An 18,294-nucleotide genomic window follows, 5' to 3' on the forward strand; every position below is an offset into this window, starting at 1 on the left:
GAGGCGACATGCAGATTCTGATTACCGGCGGTACTGGCCTGATTGGACGTCATCTGATCCCCCGCCTGCTCGAACTGGGGCATCAGATAACCGTAGTGACACGTACCCCTGATAAGGCGCGTCAGATTCTCGACTCTCGGGTCACGTTATGGAAGGGGCTGGCAGAGCAGCAAAATCTCGATGACATTGATGCCGTGATTAACCTTGCCGGAGAGCCTATTGCAGATAAGCGCTGGAGCGCTGAGCAAAAAGAGCGCCTGTGCCAGAGTCGTTGGGGCATCACGCAGAAACTGGTCGATTTAATCAACGCCAGCGAGACGCCGCCCGCGGTGTTAATATCCGGTTCCGCTACCGGTTACTACGGCGATCTGGGCGAAGTTGTCGTCACGGAAGAAGAGCCGCCGCATAACGAATTTACCCATAAGCTGTGCGCCCGCTGGGAGCAAATTGCCAGCACCGCGCAAAGTGACAAAACCCGCGTGTGTATGTTGCGTACCGGCGTGGTATTGGCCTCTGCTGGCGGGATTCTGGGGAAAATGGTCCCGCCATTCCGTCTTGGTTTAGGCGGCCCGATTGGTAACGGACGCCAGTATCTGGCCTGGATCCATATTGATGATATGGTCAACGGCATTATCTGGCTGCTGGATAACGATCTGCGTGGCCCCTTCAATATGGTTTCACCGTACCCGGTACACAATGAGCAGTTTGCCCACGCACTGGGTCATGCATTAAACCGCCCAGCCATACTGCGCGTTCCCGCCAGCGTAATACGTCTACTGATGGGCGAGTCTTCCGTGCTGGTTCTCGGCGGACAGCGGGCGTTACCCAAACGCCTGGAAGCGTCCGGTTTTGCGTTTCGTTGGTACGATTTAGAAGAGGCGCTAGCGGATGTTATCCGATAGTTGCTAAGCGCTATTCACATTCGCCGTTGCGATGGTAAGGTTATAGATCTGACTTCCGCAATGGCGACGTTATGGCAAAAATATCGACTCCCCGTCTTACCCTCTCTTTGTTTCAATTTTCTGACTGGTCATTTTTCCAGAGACTGCGTGAAAGCCCTGAAGTCATGCGCTATATGGGCGACATCGCCCCAGCAAAGGATACGCGTCTGTTATTCGCCAGACGCCTTGCCGCACAGCACACATTTGTTATTCGCGAGCATAACAACCCGACGCCGCTCGGCGATATTGGTCTGCAAATCAGTCATCTTTATCCGCATGAGGCCGACCTCGGTTACGCCCTCATGCCGCATGCGCAGGGGAAAGGTATTGCCAGCGAAGCCGTGCGCGCGGTGTGTCAGTATGCCCTGGAGCAGGCTGGCGTCACGGCGATAAATGCTTACGTGCTGGCAGAGAATAAGGGGTCGATACGTGTTCTGGAAAAGACGGGCTTTGTACGAACGCAGGTGCTGGAAAAAGCGTATGAAATTAATGGGGTAGCGCACGACGACTGGGTTTATCGCCTGGAGTGCGATGCGTTAAAGCGGTAGGCCCGGAAAGCATAGCGCCTCCGGGCAACTGAATTACTTCAGCGATCCTTTGAGGAACTGCTGCAAGCGTGGGCTTTGCGGGTTGCCGAATACCTGCTCCGGGTCGCCCTCTTCTTCAATTTTCCCCTGATGCAGAAAGATCACATGCGTGGAGACATTTCGGGCAAACCCCATTTCATGGGTCACGACCACCATGGTTTTCCCCTCTTCGGCCAGTTGCTGCATAATGCGCAGCACTTCGCCGACCAGCTCTGGGTCAAGCGCCGAGGTGGGTTCATCAAACAGCAAAACCTCCGGTTCCATCGCCAGCGCTCGCGCAATAGAAACGCGCTGCTGCTGACCACCAGACAAATGCACCGGATATTTACCCTGCGCTCGCTCATCAATGCCCACTTTAGCCAGATACTTCACCGCACGAGCGCGGGCTTCCTGCTTGCTCAATCCTAATACCTGAATCGGCGCTTCCATGACGTTTTCCAGCACCGTCATGTGGCTCCACAGATTAAAGTGCTGAAAGACCATGGTTAGTCTTGTGCGCAGCAAACGCAGTTGATTTTTGTCCGCAACCTTGAGCTGGCCGTCTTTGTCACGCACCAGTCCAATGTTCTGCCCACTGACGACAATAGAACCAGCGCTCGGTTTTTCAAGAAAGTTAATGCAGCGCAGAAAGGTACTTTTACCGGAACCAGACGAACCAATAATACTGATAACATCACCCGCATTAGCTTGCAGCGATACCCCTTTCAGCACTTCATGTTCGCCGTAGTGCTTATGTAAATCGATAACGTTTAATTTATTCTCAGGCATCGTGTTACTCGAATTATTTAGAGGATACATGCTGCAACCAGCGTTTTTCCGCTTTACGGAACAGACTGATCAGGACATACGAAATAATCAAATACAGCACCGCGGCAATACCAAAAGCGGTAAACGGTTGATACGTTGCCGAGTTGATATCGCGGGCGATTTTCAACAAATCAGGCACCGTGGCGGTAAACGCCAGCGCCGTGGAGTGCAGCATTAAAATCACTTCATTGCTGTATGCCGGCAGCGCAATACGCAGCGCGGAAGGCAAAATTATGCAGCGATACAGTTTGAATGACGAGAAACCGTAAGCGCGCGCGGCTTCAATCTCACCATGTGGCACAGAACGAATCGCCCCGGCGAAAATCTCCGTCGTATAGGCACAGGTATTCAGCGTCAACGCCAGTACGGTGCAATTCAATCCGCTGCGGAAAAACGCGTTGAGGAAGTCCGTTCCTTTGACTATCTCCAGCGTATACATCCCGGAATAAAACACCAGCAGCTGTACATACAGCGGCGTGCCACGAAAAACATAGGTAAATAACCAGATCGGGAACTGGATAAATTTATTGCTGGAAACGCGACCAATCGCCAAAAACAGCGCCAGTATGCCGCCCATCACCACCGACGAGATCAACAACCACAAAGTAATTGCCACACCGGTAAAGCGGTAACCGTCCGTCCACAGCAAGGATTTCCAGTACTCCTGAATTATCTCAATCACAGGTCAGCCCTCTTCACACCCACGGAGTAACGGCGCTCAAGGTACAGCAGCACACCATTAGAAACTGTGGTAAACACCAGATAGATGACCCCGCACACCACGGCAAAATAGAACGGCTCCCAGGTGCTCTTCCCGGCAAGCTGAGTGGCTTTCACCACATCTTCCAGACCGAGCAGCGATACCAACGCCGTGGCTTTGAGAATAACCTGCCAGTTATTACCAATTCCCGGTAAGGCATAGCGCATCATCGCCGGGAACATAATGCGGCGAAATATTTGTGAACTGGTAAAGCCGAATGCCGTCGCAGCTTCAATATGGCCTTTGGGCACAGCCATAAACGCGCCGCGGAACGTTTCGGTAAAGTAAGCCCCGTAGATAAATCCGAGCGTGATTATCCCTGCTACCATCGGATCGATATCAATCTGGCTGACCCCCATTGCATCGGTAATGGTATTCAGCGCGATTTGTAATCCATAGAAGATGAGCAACATTAAGACCAGATCGGGCACGCCGCGGATAAGCGTGGTGTACGCTTCGAAAATAAGCCCCAACGCCCGGCTTTGCGACAGTTTTGCTGCCGCGCCGACAAGGCCTATCAGAACCGCCAGCACCACTGAGCTGAGAGCCAGCTCAAGCGTAACAATTGCGCCCTGTAAAATAACACCTGAAAAGCCATACAACATGCTGCCTGTCCTGTCGTGTGTGGTGGAGTAATAAGCCTCTTTTGATTTCAGACTCACCGTTAAATGCCGGATGGCGGCGTTGCCTTATCCGGCCTACAAAATCAACGTAGGCCGGATGAGCACAGCGCCATCAGACATAAATTCAACGCGTCAAAAATCTACGGGCTTTATCAGCACCTGCGGTGATTAACCGCCATAAACATCAAAATCGAAGTACTTTTTAGCCAGCTTCTCGTAAGTGCCGTCAGCGCGCATCTCCGCAAAGGCTTTATTCAGTGCTTCGCGCAGCTCGTTATCATCTTTACGCAGCCCCATACCGGTACCCACGCCAAACAATTTCTCGTCTTTCACAGACGGGCCGCCGAATTTGTAATCTTTACCAACTGGCTGTTTCAGGAAGCCTTCGCTGGCAGCGACTTCATCCTGGAATGCGGCGTCAATACGCCCGGCAGTCAGGTCAGAATAGATGTTGTCTTGTCCCTGATAGGAGACAATTTCAATACCTTTTGGCGCCCAGTGTTCGTTGCCGAACGTTTCCTGAGTGGTGCCCTGCAGCACGCCGACACGTTTGCCTTTCAGCGACTCAATGGTCGGCTGAATAGCAGAATCCTTAGCAACAACCAGACGCGAGTCGGCTGCATAAAGTTTGTCGGTAAACGCGATTTCTTGCTGACGTTTTTCAGTAATGGAAAGCGAAGACATAATCGCATCGATTTTCTTCGCTTTTAGCGAAGGGATCAGCGCGTCCAGCGGGTTTTCCACGAAGGTACATTGTGTATTAATACGTTTGCATAGCTCTTTAGCCAGATCGATATCAAAACCGACTAATTCACCCTGCGCATTTTTCGATTCGAACGGCGCATAAGTAGGATCGGTGCCGATACGAATTTTTTGCGGAATGGCTGCAAATGCTGCGGTAGCACTGGAGAAAGCCAGGACCAGAGAAAGAGACAACACCAGTTTTTTCATAACTATCCTCAACAGACTGTCTTTTATAGGGGATCTTTACAGGACCAGGTGCAGTTATCGTGCCATTAATCAGGCCGACAAGGCAAAGCATTCTACCTTGTCGGCGGTATTTATTTGCATGAAAAGCGCTTAAGTATGCACTCATGCTTATTAAGTCAGCGATAAAGGCACCAAAACAGTGCACTGAATATATGATGCACCATAATGGTTACCCGCCATGGTGCAGCCAACTCCCCACGTCGATGAATTAATCGCCGTAGACATTAAAGTTAAAATACTTACTCGCCATCTTGTCGTAGGTGCCGTCTTTGCGCAGTTCGCCCAGCGCTTTATCGAAAGCCGCTTTCAGCTCCGCATCATCTTTGCGCAAGCCAATCCCGGTTCCGTCGCCAAAGTATTTTTTATCTTTAACTGAAGGACCGGCAAAAGCGTAGTCTTTGCCTGCCGGCTGTTTAAGGAAACCTTCACTGGCCGCGACTTCATCCTGCAATGCCGCATCCAGACGGCCCGCCGTCAGGTCAGAATAGATCAGGTCCTGGTTCGCATAGGCCACCACATCCACGCCTTTGCTGCGCCAGTTATCATTGGCATAGGCTTCCTGAGTTGAGCCTTGTAGTACGCCTACATGTTTACCTTTGAGGGAGTCCAGAGTCGGTTGAATCGGAGAACCTTTCGCAGCGATCAAACGAGAATCTGCGGCGTAAAGTTTGTCTGAGAAGGCAATCTCTTGCTGACGCTTCTCGGTGATAGAAAGCGAGGAGATGATGGCATCAATTTTTTTCGCTTTCAGCGACGGGATCAGCGCATCAAAGTCGCTGGCAACCCAGGTGCATTTGATCTGCATGCGTTTACACATCTCATTTCCTAAATCGATATCAAAGCCGACAAAGTCGCCCTTGGCATCTTTAGAGGAAAAAGGCGCGTAGGTGGTATCTGTACCAATACGAACTGTCTGCGGAAGTGCTGCGTAACTGGCCGCGGTTGCGGAAAGTCCTACCAGCAAAGACAAAGCAAGAACCGTCTTCTTCATACATAACCCTCAAGTGGCGTAATTTTATTATGTTTTACGTTGTGTTGTGTTTGCAGACTTTTTCATGCAGGTCTTATGCCATTTTCGCGTCGTTGAGGATATTCGACGTTAAATATGTTAATAAAACGTTGCAATATTGTCCTGATTTTGAAGATAGCAGGTCTGACGGTTGAAACGCAGCGTTTCGTTGAGTTTTGACGAATTAAATGTTGAGGATATGATCGCGGTTACAAAATTGCCCTGAAACAGGGCAACAGATGTTTCTTTGCACGCTGATGGAACGGCTTACGCCCCTTGCCAGCGGGTGAAGAGGTCCTGAGGAAGGGAAATATCAAACTGGTCAAGGACACGATTAACCGTTTGATTAATCACATCATCTAACGTTTGCGGGCGATGATAAAACGCCGGGACAGGCGGCATAATCACCGCCCCAATTTCCGCCGCCTGCGTCATCAGCCGCAAATGCCCCAGATGCAATGGCGTTTCACGCACGCACAGCACCAGCGGGCGACGTTCTTTCAATACCACGTCAGCCGCACGGGTGAGCAGCCCATCGGTATAGCTATGCACGATGCCAGAAAGGGTTTTAATTGAACAGGGCAGGATAACCATCCCGGCGGTCTGAAAAGAGCCAGACGAAATGCTGGCGGCGATATCGCGCGTATCGTGAGTCACATTCGCCAGAGCCTGCACGTCGCGCACAGAGAGATCCGTTTCCAGCGCCAGCGTCTGCCGGGCAGCGGCGCTCATCACCAGATGGGTTTCCACATCAGTAACGTCACGCAAAACCTGCAGCAGGCGCACGCCGTAAATCGCTCCACTTGCGCCAGAAATACCAATGATGAGTCGTTTCATGTTTAATCGCCCTTGCTTGCTTCAGGGCCGACTTTGCAGGAATTTACGGGGAGTTGCAAGCAAGGGTGCGGGTTGCGCCCTTGCTTGCGAGCAAACATTAACCTTCGTTGTGCATCTCAAGGTTTTCCGCTTCATTCTGACGCAATATCGCTTTGGCATCGTCATTACGCAGGGAGTCAAGGAAATCGAGATACTGCTGGTCAACGTCTTTGGTGACATAGACGCCATTAAACACTGAACATTCAAACTGCTGAATATCCGGGTTCTCAGCGCGGACCGCTTCAATCAGATCGTTGAGATCCTGGAAGATAAGCCCGTCTGCGCCGATTATCTGGCGAATTTCGTCCACTTCGCGACCATGAGCAATCAGCTCCGTCGCGGTAGGCATATCGATGCCATAAACGTTCGGGAAGCGGATTTCCGGTGCGGCAGAGGCCAGATACACTTTCTTCGCTCCGGCTTCACGCGCCATCTCGATAATCTGTTCTGAGGTGGTGCCACGTACGATAGAGTCATCCACCAGCAGCACGTTCTTATCACGGAACTCCGCACGGTTGGCATTCAGTTTACGGCGCACGGATTTACGACGCAGCTGCTGGCCCGGCATGATAAAGGTACGCCCTACGTAGCGGTTTTTCACAAACCCCTGACGATACGGCTTGCCGAGAATACGGGCGATTTCCAGCGCGATATCGCAGGAGGTTTCCGGAATCGGGATCACCACGTCGATATCCAGATCTTCCCACTCGCGGGCAATTTTTTCGCCGAGCTTAGTTCCCATATTCACACGGGCGCTGTAGACGGAAATCTTGTCGATAAAGGAGTCAGGACGCGCAAAGTAAACGTATTCGAACAGGCACGGATTGCTGACCGGGTTATCGGCGCACTGGCGGGTAAACAGTTGGCCTTTTTCGGTGATGTATACCGCTTCGCCAGGCGCAACGTCGCGCAGGAATTCAAAGCCCAGCGTATCCAGCGCCACGCTCTCGGAGGCGACCATATACTCGGTGCGACCATCGCCGATATCACGTTTACCCAGCACCAGCGGGCGAATGCCGTTAGGATCGCGGAAGGCGACCATACCGTGGCCGATAATCATCGCCACGCAGGCATAGGCCCCGCGGATCTGGCGGTTGGTTGCCGCAATGGCAGCAAAAATATTGTCTGCTTCCAGTGGATAATGGCGGAAGTTATCCAGCTCGCTGGCGAAAATATTCAGCAGGATTTCAGAATCTGAAGTGGTATTGATGTGGCGGCGCTTTTCTTCAAACAGCTTTTTCCGCAGCTCATGCGCATTGGTCAGGTTGCCATTGTGGGCAAGCGTGATGCCATACGGTGAGTTGACGTAAAAAGGTTGAGCTTCGGAGGCGCTGGAGCTGCCAGCCGTTGGGTAACGCACATGACCGATGCCCATATTGCCCTGCAAACGCTGCATATGGCGCGCTTCAAAAATATCGCTCACCATTCCGTTTGCTTTACGCAAGCGGAAGCAGTTGTTGGCATCAATAGTGATGATGCCCGCAGCATCCTGACCACGATGCTGGAGCACCGTTAACGCGTCATAAATCGACTGGTTTACCGGCATAACACCGGCGATACCGACAATACCGCACATACGTCTTTTCCTCGTTCAGCAACGACCCAAAGTTTATACTTTGGGCAAGAAACTTGACGAGCTTTGCAGATAGTCAAAGAACCATCTGATGATGAAACTGAACTGCGGGATCAGCTGCGACTTACTCCAGTCTTCACTTTTCGACAGACCGGTAAACGTATCGAGAAAGAACAGTATGGCGGCGACGATCAGCGCTCCTCGCAGAGCACCGAAGCAAATCCCCAACACCCTGTCGGTACCCGACAGACCTGTTTTCTCTACCAGTTGGCCTATCACAAAGTTAACGATAGCGCCGACGATAAGTGTCGCGATAAACAGTATCGCGATAGCAATCCCATTTCGAACCAGTTCGTCTTCAAAGCCCGTAAACCAGACAGACAGGTAAGTGTAGTAATGGCTGGCGACAAAGAAAGCACAACCCCAAGTCACCAACGATAATGCTTCACGAACAAAGCCACGGATCAGGCTAACCAGACAGGAAAAACCAATCACCGCGATAATGGCGTAATCAATCCAGACCATAAGTGTCCCACGATTTTACGCCCTGTCGTCCTGTTCGGGGCGCATTCTAACAGAAAAAGAAAACGTTTGCGTAGGGATTTCCTTTCCACGCGTAAATAAAAATGGCGCTGAAAAAATCTTCAACGCCATACGGTTTTATGCCTCTTCGGGCACTGGCCGGAGACGGTGAAAACACCGTCTCCGGCCTGCATGAAACAGCCCCTTAATTAGGGGTATATCCCATCACAACCCCACTCAGACCGGAGATCTTCTGTAGCTCGCCCAGCGAATTCTTCAGCTTATCTCTGGAGGCGTCAGGGCCGACGAGAATGCGGGTTATTTTACCCTGTACCGGCGTTGACGGGGAAGTATATACCCGGAAGCCCGCGCCACGAAGTTTACCCACGATCTCATTGACCTTATCCGCATTTTTCAGCGCGCCGAGCTGCACAACATACGCTTTGCCGGTCGGGGCTGGCGCTTCTTCAGCGACCGGTTTCGGCGCTGGAGCTGGCGCAGGCGTTGGCGCCGGTGTGGCGACAACGGGTTGCGGCTTCGGTTTAGGTTTCGGCGGTTCAACAGGTACGGGGACAGGATCTAACTCCGCGCTACTTGCCGTTGTCATACGCGACGGATCCAACGATGGCGCGGCGGCATCGCCCGCGCGCACCTCTTCTGCCGCCCCTTCAGGCGGTTGCGTTGGCAGCGCCTGCGTTGCCGCAGGCATCATGTCCGGCTCGTCGCGATCGCCCGGTTTGGGCACCAGAGGGATCGCAGCAAACTCATCCTGATAATGTTTTTTTTGCCCGTCAAGCAGCCCGGGGAGCACAATCACCCCAAGCGCGACCAGCACAATTGTGCCAACTAATCGATTCTGAAACTTACTCGCCACCGCTTCTCCCCACGTCTATCACTTCCATGACATGTGCGACAGTGTGAAACGATCCACACACCAACACGGTATCTTCTGGCTTCGCCTCGGCCAGTGCCGCAGACCATGCCTGCGCCACGCTGTCATAGGCTTCACCTTTGCCCAGATGTTCTAACAGCTGTTCTGCCGTTGCGCCACGCGGCCCTTCCAGTGGCGCGCAGTACCAGGCATCGACCACGCTTTTTAACCAGGCCAACGTACCGGCAATATCTTTATCATGTAGCATACCGATAACTGCAAGTACACGCCCGCTTTTCACTAACTTTTTCAGACGTCCGGTCAGATATTCCGCCGCATGCGGGTTATGGGCAACATCAAAAATCACCCGCGGCGACTCGCTCACAATCTGGAAGCGCCCCGGTAAAATCGCCTGTTTGATTCCGTCACGAATTGCCTGCTCGCTGACGTCAAGACCACTGGCACGCAGCGCAGCCAGTGCGGTCGCGGCGTTCGGTTGTGGAACCTGTGGCAATGGCAGATGCGCCAACGTGCCGTGAGTGTCCGTAAAGGACCAGTCGTTATCCGTTACCGTATAGCGCCAGTCCACACCACAGCGTTGCAAAATCGCCCCGCACTCTTGCGCCACATCCGCAATAGTGTATGGCATTTCAGGTTCACCAACGATGGCCGGTTTCTCTGCGCGGAAAATCCCCGCTTTCTCACGACCAATGCTCTCGCGATCCGGGCCCAGCCAGTCGGTATGATCAAGCGCAATACTGGTGACGACCGCAACATCGGCATCGACGATATTCGTCGCGTCAAGGCGACCGCCTAACCCCACTTCCAGAATGACTACGTCCAACTGAGCCTGTTTAAACAACCAGAGCGCCGATAGCGTACCGTATTCAAAATAGGTCAATGAAATATCGCCACGTGCGTCTTCAATCTCAGCAAACGAGGCAGTATGCGCGGATTCCGGCAGTTCCCCCCCCTGCACGCGCACGCGTTCCGTGTAACGCACCAGATGCGGCGAACTGTATACTCCGACTTTATAACCTGCTGCGGTCAGCACCGATTCCAGCGTACGGCAGGTCGTGCCTTTTCCGTTGGTGCCCGCCACCGTAAAGACAAATGGCGCGGGTTTCAACACGCCCAATTTACGCGCCACCTGGCTGACGCGCTCAAGGCCCAGATCGATGGTTTTACTGTGCAGGTTTTCCAGATAAGAAAGCCACGACGCCAGAGGCGACGCGGCTTGAGGAATACGTTTATTGTCCATGATGCCTGTAGATTCTTTACGTTGAGAAAAGCAAAAGGCAGCGCCAACTGGCCCTGCCCTTTTGTACTCGTCGTCTTTCAAGCTGCAGGCTTGTTGGCTGCGGATTACTCGGCCCATCCCTGGGCCTCCCCCTTCGGGGCCGCCGCATGCGGCGTTCAAATCTGCTCCCGGCAGATTTGTCGTTCACCCGAATCACTTGCCTGTGCAAGCTCATCGGGATGAACTCTCTTGCCGCCTACCTGCAACTCGAAATCCATAGAGTATATTATCAGGACTCTGATTCCTGATCGGGTACCGGAGGTACCACTTCGCCTTCACGCGGCTCATCCGGATTCGGCGCCGGAAGATTCATCAGCTTCGCCAGAATGCTTGCCAGTTTCAGGCGCATTTCCGGACGGCGGACGATCATATCGATAGCGCCTTTTTCAATCAGGAACTCGCTGCGCTGGAATCCCGGCGGCAGTTTCTCACGTACGGTTTGCTCAATAACACGCGGACCCGCAAAGCCAATCAGCGCTTTCGGTTCGGCAATGTTGAGATCGCCCAGCATCGCGAAGCTTGCGGAAACACCGCCCATCGTTGGGTCGGTCAGTACAGAAATGTACGGTAAACCGCGTTCCTGCATTTTCGCCAGCGCAGCAGACGTTTTTGCCATTTGCATCAGAGACATCAGCGCTTCCTGCATACGCGCCCCGCCAGAAGCGGAGAAGCAGATCAGCGGGCAGTTGTCTTCCAGCGCCTGCTCAACGGCACGGACGAAACGCGCACCGACGACAGAACCCATGGAGCCGCCCATAAACGCGAACTCGAATGCAGCCGCAACGACCGGCATGCCATGAAGCGTGCCTTTCATCACCACCAGCGCATCTTTCTCGCCGGTTTCTTTCTGTGCTGAGGCCAGTCTGTCTTTGTACTTTTTGGAGTCACGAAACTTCAGCACGTCTTTCGGCTCAAGTTCGCTACCCAGTTCCACAAGAGTACCTTCATCTAACAGGCTATGCAGGCGATTGCGCGCCGACATGCGCATATGATGGTCACACTTCGGACAGACCTCAAGATTACGTTCCAGCTCAGCACGGTATAAAACCTGACCGCAGCTATCACACTTGGTCCACACCCCTTCAGGAATGCTTGCCTTGCGGGTGGGAGTAATGTTGCTTTTAATTCGTTCAATCCAGCTCATTGGTGACCTTTCTGCCTGAACCCTAGTCAGCTTTGTTATAAGGGGCGCATAATGCCATTTTTGCCCCTAACAGACCATGAATGTTGCACATTAAAACATAACAGCCCGAAACTTTGGATAAAAAAGTGGTCGAACCGCTGAGTTACTTTCTATTTTGCAGCCCGTGACGCAGCCCGTTTATGACGAATCACTTCTATCACGCCCGGCAATACGGAAAGGACGATAATCGCCACAATCAATAATTTCAGGTTTTCCTGAACTATTGGCAGATCGCCAAACAGATAGCCTGCATAGGTGAACAGCAATACCCACAGCAGCGCGCCTACAACGTTATACATCGCAAAGTGGCGGTAGGACATGTGTCCCATACCGGCAACAAATGGCGCAAATGTACGCACGATAGGCACGAAACGCGCCAGGATAATCGTTTTCCCGCCATGACGCTCGTAGAACGCATGGGTTTTATCCAGGTAGCTGCGACGAAAAATTTTGGAGTTCGGGTTACTAAAGAGTTTCTCACCGAACAACCGGCCAATCGTGTAGTTCACCGCATCGCCGACAATCGCAGCCACAATCATCAACGCCACCATCAGATGAACATTGAGATCGTTAGTTGGCAGCGCAGAAAGCGCGCCGGCAACAAACAGCAGCGAGTCTCCCGGCAGGAACGGCGTCACTACCAGCCCGGTTTCACAAAACAGGATCAGAAACAGAATCGCGTATACCCAGATACCGTATTCCGCGACCAGCTCCGCCAGGTGCACATCAATGTGCAGAATAAAATCGATAAGAAAGTAAATCAGATCCATAGTTTTGCCTTTATACGACTCAAATTAGTCCGCCAGAAATAGCGGGCCCATTGGCGGTTTTGGCAGGTCGAACCGGTCAGGGTAATCTACCGCGACCAAATACAGTCCTTCCGCTTTCGCCGTTGCCGCTGCCAGCGTTCTGTCCTTCGCCGCTAACAGTTCTGCTATCCAGCTCTCCGGCTGGTTGTTGGCGCCTACTTCCATCAGGCTACCGACAATATTCCTGACCATATGATGTACAAAGGCATTCGCTTTAATATCCACCACCACATATGCGCCAAAACGTTCAACGTTTATGTGCATCACGTTACGCCACGGCGTGCGCGACTGGCATTGCACCGCACGAAACGAGGTAAAATCATTTTCGCCGATCAGACATTGGGCTGCACGATGCATACGTTCAGCATCCAGCGGCTCATAGTAATGGGTTACCCCTTTGCCCAAAACCGCAGGGCGCAACCGATGATTGTAGATGATGTAGCGATAACGGCGAGCCGTGGCGCTGAATCGGGCATGAAAATCATCAGGTACAGCTTTCACCCAGCGCACGGCGATGTCACCAGGTAAATTCGCATTTACGCCCAACGTCCAGGCGGCATCTTTACGCACAGCGTGCGTTTCAAAATGTACGACCTGGCCTGTGCCATGAACGCCCGCATCCGTGCGCCCCGCACAAAAGACATTGATACGCTCATTCGCGACCTGAGAAAGCGCTTTTTCCAGCTTTTCCTGAACGCTACGCACTTCGTTCTGGCGCTGCCAGCCATAATATTTGCTGCCGTCATACTCAATGCCCAGCGCAATCTTATGGGGTAGCGGCTGTTGCAGGTCCGACATTAGTACAGATACTCCTGCACCAGTTTTTCCGCAATTTTCACCGCCATCAACGCGCCGCCAAAGCGTACGTTGTCTGCCACGGACCAGAACTGAACCTGCTCCGGCATACCGTAATCGTTATGTACACAGCCGATGGAAAGATGTGGGGTACCAGACGCATCGCCAACCTGAGTCGGGAAATCGGTCTCTTCCGACAACACCACGTCTTCAGCGCGAGAAAACGCATCGCGCGCTTCTTCCGCCGCCAACGGACGCAGGGCTTCAAAATTCACCATCTGCGCGTGACCGTAGAATACCGGTGACTGTACGATGCTAGCGGAGATAAGCAGACCGTCATCCTGCATAATTTTGCGCACTTCATCGACGATACGACGCTCTTCGCGCACGCTACCTTCGCGATCTGGCAGCAGCGGCAGCATATTGAATGCCAACTGGCGACCAAAGAAATCGTCTTCGTCAATCGGGATACCATTGAGCAGTTTCGCACTTTGCCCTGCCAACGCATCCACCGCTTTTTTACCGTGCGCGGAGGCCGACAGAATATTGGTCACCGTAATACGTGAAAGACCACCGTCATCAATCAGCGGTTTCAACGCAGACAACAGTTGACTGGTCAGGCTAGTAGGGACTGCAATCACATTGCGGTTGCGATAATCTGCCAACACGAACGGGTTAACGTCCGGAACCACCAGCGGAACGTCAGGCTCAAGTGCGAACAGACCACTGCTGTCGATAACCAGGCAACCGGCATTGGTTGCTTCTTCCACCCATGCAGCGGTGGCCTCAGCGCCAGCGACAAAAAATGCCAGTTGTGCCTGCGTCCAGTCAAAGTCTGCAACATCCTGAACAATGACCGATTTACCGTTAAAACGCAGGTGCTCGCCAGCGCTTTCGTTACGCGCCAGCGCATAAATTTCACCGACCGGGAACTGGCGTTCAGCCAGCGTATCGAGCAGGGCTTCGCCTACGGCGCCCGTTGCGCCCAGAATGGCAATGTTCCAGCCTTCAGACATGGTGATTTACTCCAGAAATACATAAGCGTCCCTGTCGCATTATTCGACAGGGAGCATTAAGAAGACATTAATGTGCCGGGTGATGAACCGCGTTAAAACCCAGCTTACACAGCAAGGCGGCAGCCGTTGCGTCGTCACACATCACGTATAAAGACGACCATTCACGGCGCTCAAGATAATTTTTACGCAGTTTATCAAACTCACCCGGAATTCCAGCGACTTTACGCAGCGGCGCATCATCGCGGCGCACATCATACACTAAATGCGCCAGCCTTTTCAGCGTTGGCTGATCTAACGGGCCATGCAACGTGATACGCCCAAATTCCGGCGCAGGTAACAGGGTGTTCAGCGCAACGTGCTGTTCGCGACCAATAAACTTACTATAGGCCTCAAAGACCTGCGTGGTCCCACGCGCTTTTCCTTCCAGGGTATACCCGGCAATGTGCGCCGTGCCGATATCGGCTTTCTCCAGCAACGCCACATTGAGATCCGGCTCGCCTTCCCAGACATCCAACACCACGCTCAGCGTCTGCCCGGCGTTAAGCCGATTCAGTAATGCCGTATTGTCGATAACCGGCCCCCGGCAGGCGTTGATCAGAATGGTGCCCGGCTTCAGCCGACTCATCATCGCGTCATCCGCAAGGTGCAGCGTTTTGTACGGACCGTCTTTAAATAACGGCGTATGGAAAGTCAACACATCGGCCTGCTGTACCAGTTCGTCCAGCGAGCGGAAATCGCCCTCATCACCGCGATCGGCCCGCGGCGGATCGCACAGCAAGGTACGGATCCCCAGCGCTTCCAGTCGCGCCTGCAAACGTCCGCCCACGTTACCAACACCGACGATGCCCACGGTACGATCGCGTAACGCAAAACCGTCGCGCTCCGCCAGCATCAGCAACGCTGAAAAAACATATTCTACGACCGCAATCGCATTACATCCGGGCGCTGCGGAAAAACCGATTCCCGACTGCGCAAGCCAGGCTTCATCCACATGGTCCGTGCCTGCGGTTGCCGTACCGACAAATTTAACCGGTTTTCCGCTGAGCAGTGATTCATTGACTTTCGTCACCGAGCGCACCATTAAGGCATCCGCATCATCCAGTTCGGCAACGGGAATCGGACGACCAGGAACCGCTTTGACCTCCCCCAAACGACTGAACAGTTCGCGGGCATAGGGCATATTTTCATCAACGAGGATTTTCACGTCTTTCGCACCTGTTTGAGAACGAGAGTTAACCGGGCAAGTGTGCCATAATCTCGCCGCCAGGCATACTGCGAGACCTGGTCAGCACAGATTTAAGGAACAGAGACGATGCAGCCCATTTCAGGTACGCCCGCTCGCCCTCCCGGCGAAGGCCAAAATGCCCCCTCCGTTGCAGGTGAGCAACCGTTATCCACGATACAACGTACCGTGCTGGAACGACTGATTACCCGTTTGATTTCGCTCACTCAGCAGCAAAGCGCTGAGGTGTGGGCCGGAATGAAACACGATCTGGGCGTCAAAAGTGATACACCGTTGCAGTCACGTCACTTTCCCGCCGCCGAACAAAATTTGAACCAGCGGCTGGAAGTCGCACAACAGAACCATGCTAATCGTCAGGTGCTGTCGCAGCTCACGGAGCTATTGAGTCAGGGAAATAACCGTCAGGCGGTGAGTGATTTTATCCGCCAGCAGTACGGGCAGACGGCGCTTAGCCAACTCACGCCCGAGCAATTGAAGAACGTGCTGACCCTGTTACAACAAGGTCAGCTTTCGATACCGCAGCCGCAGCAGCGTCCGGCTACCGATCGTCCGTTACTCCCCGCAGAGCACAATACGCTGAACCAGTTGGTGACCAAACTGGCGGCGGCCACGGGCGAATCCGGTAAGATGATCTGGCAGTCTATGCTGGAGCTGTCTGGGGTAAAAAGCGGAGAGTTAATCCCCGCCAAACAATTTTCGCATCTGGTCACCTGGCTGCAGGCGCGCCAGACGCTCAGTCTGCAAACTGCCCCGACCTTACAAACGCTGCAGGCGGCGCTGAAGTTGCCGTTAGAGCCGAATGAGCTGACGGCAATCAAAGAGTACGCGCAGCAGACGTATCAGATCCAGCCACAATCGATTCTGACCACGGTTCAGGTGCTGGACTTGCTGAACCAAATCTTCCTGCGCCGCGTGGAACGTGACCGGGAGCAGGAATTAAACGATCCGCGCCATCCTCAGCCCATTTACAGCCCGTTCGCGCCGATGATTGAAACGGTTAAATCACTGTCGACACGACCGGGACTGATATTTATTGCCTTGATGATTGCGTTAGCCATTTTCTGGCTGGTCGCTTAGCCTTTTCGCAAAGTCAGCAACGTCACAACAATTCCCACCACGGCGGATATCGCCCCGGCAAGGAATACCGAGGGATAGCCGTACGCGGTGGCCAGCACCCCGGCGACAGGACCGCTTACGCCGTAGGAGATATCCTGAAATGCGGCGTAACCGCCCAGCGCCGTACCGCGAACCTGCGCGGGCACTCGCTTCACAACCTCAACGCCCAATGCCGGGAAGATAAGCGAACATCCGGCCCCGGTTAATGCCGCCCCGAGCAGAGCAACCCAGGCAGAGGGAGCCTGCCACAGCAGGATCAGACCCGCAGTTTCAACCAGCAATGAAACAACGGCGACCTGCACGCCGCCGAACCGGTCCGGCATCCAGCCAAACAGAATGCGCATCAGCACAAATGCCCCGCCAAACGCGGTCAGGGTGAATCCCGCCATCGTCCAGCCATTGCTGACAAAATAAAGCGAAATAAACGTACCGATGACGGCAAAACCCACGCCCTGCAATGCCAGACCCAGGCCCGGTTTCCAGATAAGCCCGACCACGCTCCACAGTGAAGGTCGCTCCCCGGCATGCGCAGGCACTTTACGAACGGTGCCGTTGAATGCCCAGGCCAGCAGCGGTAATACCATCGTGGTTCCCGCCAGCGCCGCGAAGCCGAAGTGGCTATGGATCAGCAAGCCCAACGGCGCACCGGCAGCCAGCGCACCGTAAATCGCCATCCCGTTCCACGACATCACCTTACCGGAACGCGTTGGGCCAACCAGCCCCAGCCCCCAGGTCAGCGTTCCGGTGAGCAGTTGGCTTTCGCCAAAGCCGAGGATCAGACGTCCGACAATCAACAACGCAAATTTCACCGGGACAGAGACAGGTAATAGCGCGGCTAAAAGCCACGCCGCGCCCGCCAGCGCACAGGCAAACATCCCCTGTAGCGCCGAACGTTTAGCGCCATATTGATCGGCTAAGCGTCCGGCATAACCTCGCGTTAAGACCGTTGCCAGAAACTGTACGCCTACGGCGATACCGACCATGGTATTGCCATAGCCCAGCTCGTGGTGCACAAACAGAGGAATGACGGGTAAAGGCAGACCGACCGTCATGTAGGTCAGGAAAACCGCAAAAGCGATACGAAACAGCGAAAAGTTCGCCGACGGTGTTTTTTTTTGTTGGGTTACTGCTGTCATGCGTTACTCCAAAATGCAGAGTAAGGCGAGGAATGCCCACGCCCCCTCTACCTGACTTTCAGGATTAAGGTGCGTTGGATAACGTTAAACGCTTACGCATTATCAAGAGGATAATGTTGAAGCTGGAGTCTGCCTGT

19 protein-coding genes are annotated in these 18,294 nt (G+C 53.4%); 3 read left to right on the forward strand and 16 right to left on the reverse strand.

Annotation, left to right across the window (positions count from 1 at the left end; all coding sequences use genetic code 11):
- Window positions 1-8: 8 nt before the first annotated feature.
- Both JSN25_RS20475 and JSN25_RS20480 read left to right on the forward strand, forming a co-directional pair.
- Window positions 9-902 (forward strand): TIGR01777 family oxidoreductase, encoded by an 894-nt coding sequence (locus JSN25_RS20475; protein WP_199950621.1) that lies wholly within the window; start codon window positions 9-11, stop codon window positions 900-902.
- A gap of 71 nt (window positions 903-973) precedes the next feature.
- On the forward strand, window positions 974-1,489 hold the full coding sequence (locus JSN25_RS20480) for a GNAT family N-acetyltransferase (protein ID WP_074458484.1): 516 nt from the start codon (window positions 974-976) through the stop codon (window positions 1,487-1,489).
- A gap of 33 nt (window positions 1,490-1,522) precedes the next feature.
- On the opposite strand, the gene hisP is transcribed toward JSN25_RS20480, so the two are convergent.
- From hisP to pdxB, 15 genes are all read right to left on the reverse strand, one after another.
- Window positions 1,523-2,296: a histidine ABC transporter ATP-binding protein HisP gene (gene hisP / locus JSN25_RS20485; protein ID WP_204525305.1), complete on the reverse strand. Its 774-nt coding sequence runs from the start codon at window positions 2,294-2,296 to the stop codon at window positions 1,523-1,525.
- 13 nt (window positions 2,297-2,309) lie between these two features.
- A complete protein-coding gene (hisM, locus tag JSN25_RS20490) occupies window positions 2,310-3,017 on the reverse strand; it encodes a histidine ABC transporter permease HisM (RefSeq protein WP_038642332.1) in 708 nt (235 codons plus the stop codon).
- A complete protein-coding gene (locus JSN25_RS20495; RefSeq protein WP_038642334.1) occupies window positions 3,014-3,700 on the reverse strand; it encodes a histidine ABC transporter permease HisQ in 687 nt (228 codons plus the stop codon). The genes hisM and JSN25_RS20495 overlap by 4 nt, the downstream gene beginning before the upstream one ends.
- Window positions 3,701-3,886: 186 nt before the next feature.
- Window positions 3,887-4,669 carry a histidine ABC transporter substrate-binding protein HisJ gene (gene hisJ / locus JSN25_RS20500; protein ID WP_003028120.1) on the reverse strand — a complete coding sequence of 261 codons (783 nt, stop codon included), beginning with the start codon at window positions 4,667-4,669 and terminating at the stop codon, window positions 3,887-3,889.
- Window positions 4,670-4,916: 247 nt separating this feature from the next.
- On the reverse strand, window positions 4,917-5,699 hold the full coding sequence (argT, locus tag JSN25_RS20505) for a lysine/arginine/ornithine ABC transporter substrate-binding protein ArgT (RefSeq protein WP_006683634.1): 783 nt from the start codon (window positions 5,697-5,699) through the stop codon (window positions 4,917-4,919).
- Window positions 5,700-5,984: 285 nt separating this feature from the next.
- Window positions 5,985-6,554, reverse strand: coding sequence for a UbiX family flavin prenyltransferase (locus JSN25_RS20510; RefSeq protein ID WP_038642336.1), 570 nt, complete (start codon window positions 6,552-6,554; stop codon window positions 5,985-5,987).
- A 97-nt stretch (window positions 6,555-6,651) separates the two neighbouring features.
- Complete coding sequence (gene purF, locus JSN25_RS20515) at window positions 6,652-8,169, reverse strand: amidophosphoribosyltransferase (RefSeq protein WP_005129677.1); 1,518 nt, start codon at window positions 8,167-8,169, stop codon at window positions 6,652-6,654.
- A gap of 33 nt (window positions 8,170-8,202) precedes the next feature.
- Complete coding sequence (gene cvpA / locus JSN25_RS20520) at window positions 8,203-8,691, reverse strand: colicin V production protein (protein WP_005129678.1); 489 nt, start codon at window positions 8,689-8,691, stop codon at window positions 8,203-8,205.
- A 202-nt stretch (window positions 8,692-8,893) separates the two neighbouring features.
- Window positions 8,894-9,562 carry a cell division protein DedD gene (dedD, locus tag JSN25_RS20525; RefSeq protein ID WP_038642341.1) on the reverse strand — a complete coding sequence of 223 codons (669 nt, stop codon included), beginning with the start codon at window positions 9,560-9,562 and terminating at the stop codon, window positions 8,894-8,896.
- Window positions 9,552-10,820 carry a bifunctional tetrahydrofolate synthase/dihydrofolate synthase gene (gene folC, locus JSN25_RS20530; protein WP_085047807.1) on the reverse strand — a complete coding sequence of 423 codons (1,269 nt, stop codon included), beginning with the start codon at window positions 10,818-10,820 and terminating at the stop codon, window positions 9,552-9,554. Before folC ends, dedD begins: the two co-directional genes overlap by 11 nt.
- 268 nt (window positions 10,821-11,088) lie before the next feature.
- Window positions 11,089-12,003, reverse strand: a complete 915-nt coding sequence (gene accD / locus JSN25_RS20535) for an acetyl-CoA carboxylase, carboxyltransferase subunit beta (RefSeq protein ID WP_038642345.1) — start codon at window positions 12,001-12,003, stop codon at window positions 11,089-11,091.
- Window positions 12,004-12,152: 149 nt separating this feature from the next.
- Window positions 12,153-12,812, reverse strand: coding sequence for a DedA family protein (locus tag JSN25_RS20540; protein WP_003028140.1), 660 nt, complete (start codon window positions 12,810-12,812; stop codon window positions 12,153-12,155).
- A gap of 24 nt (window positions 12,813-12,836) precedes the next feature.
- Entirely contained in the window at window positions 12,837-13,649 is an 813-nt protein-coding gene (truA, locus tag JSN25_RS20545; RefSeq protein WP_038642347.1) for a tRNA pseudouridine(38-40) synthase TruA, read from the reverse strand.
- On the reverse strand, window positions 13,649-14,662 hold the full coding sequence (locus JSN25_RS20550) for an aspartate-semialdehyde dehydrogenase (RefSeq protein WP_121529323.1): 1,014 nt from the start codon (window positions 14,660-14,662) through the stop codon (window positions 13,649-13,651). The genes truA and JSN25_RS20550 overlap by 1 nt, the downstream gene beginning before the upstream one ends.
- 67 nt (window positions 14,663-14,729) lie before the next feature.
- A complete protein-coding gene (gene pdxB, locus JSN25_RS20555) occupies window positions 14,730-15,866 on the reverse strand; it encodes a 4-phosphoerythronate dehydrogenase PdxB (RefSeq protein WP_204525306.1) in 1,137 nt (378 codons plus the stop codon).
- Between the two features lie 108 nt (window positions 15,867-15,974).
- On the opposite strand from pdxB, the gene flk reads away from it, so the two are divergent.
- Entirely contained in the window at window positions 15,975-16,982 is a 1,008-nt protein-coding gene (gene flk / locus JSN25_RS20560; RefSeq protein ID WP_069323375.1) for a flagella biosynthesis regulator Flk, read from the forward strand.
- Here flk and JSN25_RS20565 read toward each other — a convergent pair.
- Window positions 16,979-18,157, reverse strand: coding sequence for an MFS transporter (locus JSN25_RS20565; protein WP_085047803.1), 1,179 nt, complete (start codon window positions 18,155-18,157; stop codon window positions 16,979-16,981). The two genes, flk and JSN25_RS20565, sit on opposite strands and share 4 nt — an antisense overlap.
- Window positions 18,158-18,294: the final 137 nt, after the last annotated feature.

The organism is Citrobacter cronae, from assembly GCF_016893685.1.
GTDB classification, from domain to species: domain Bacteria; phylum Pseudomonadota; class Gammaproteobacteria; order Enterobacterales; family Enterobacteriaceae; genus Citrobacter; species Citrobacter werkmanii.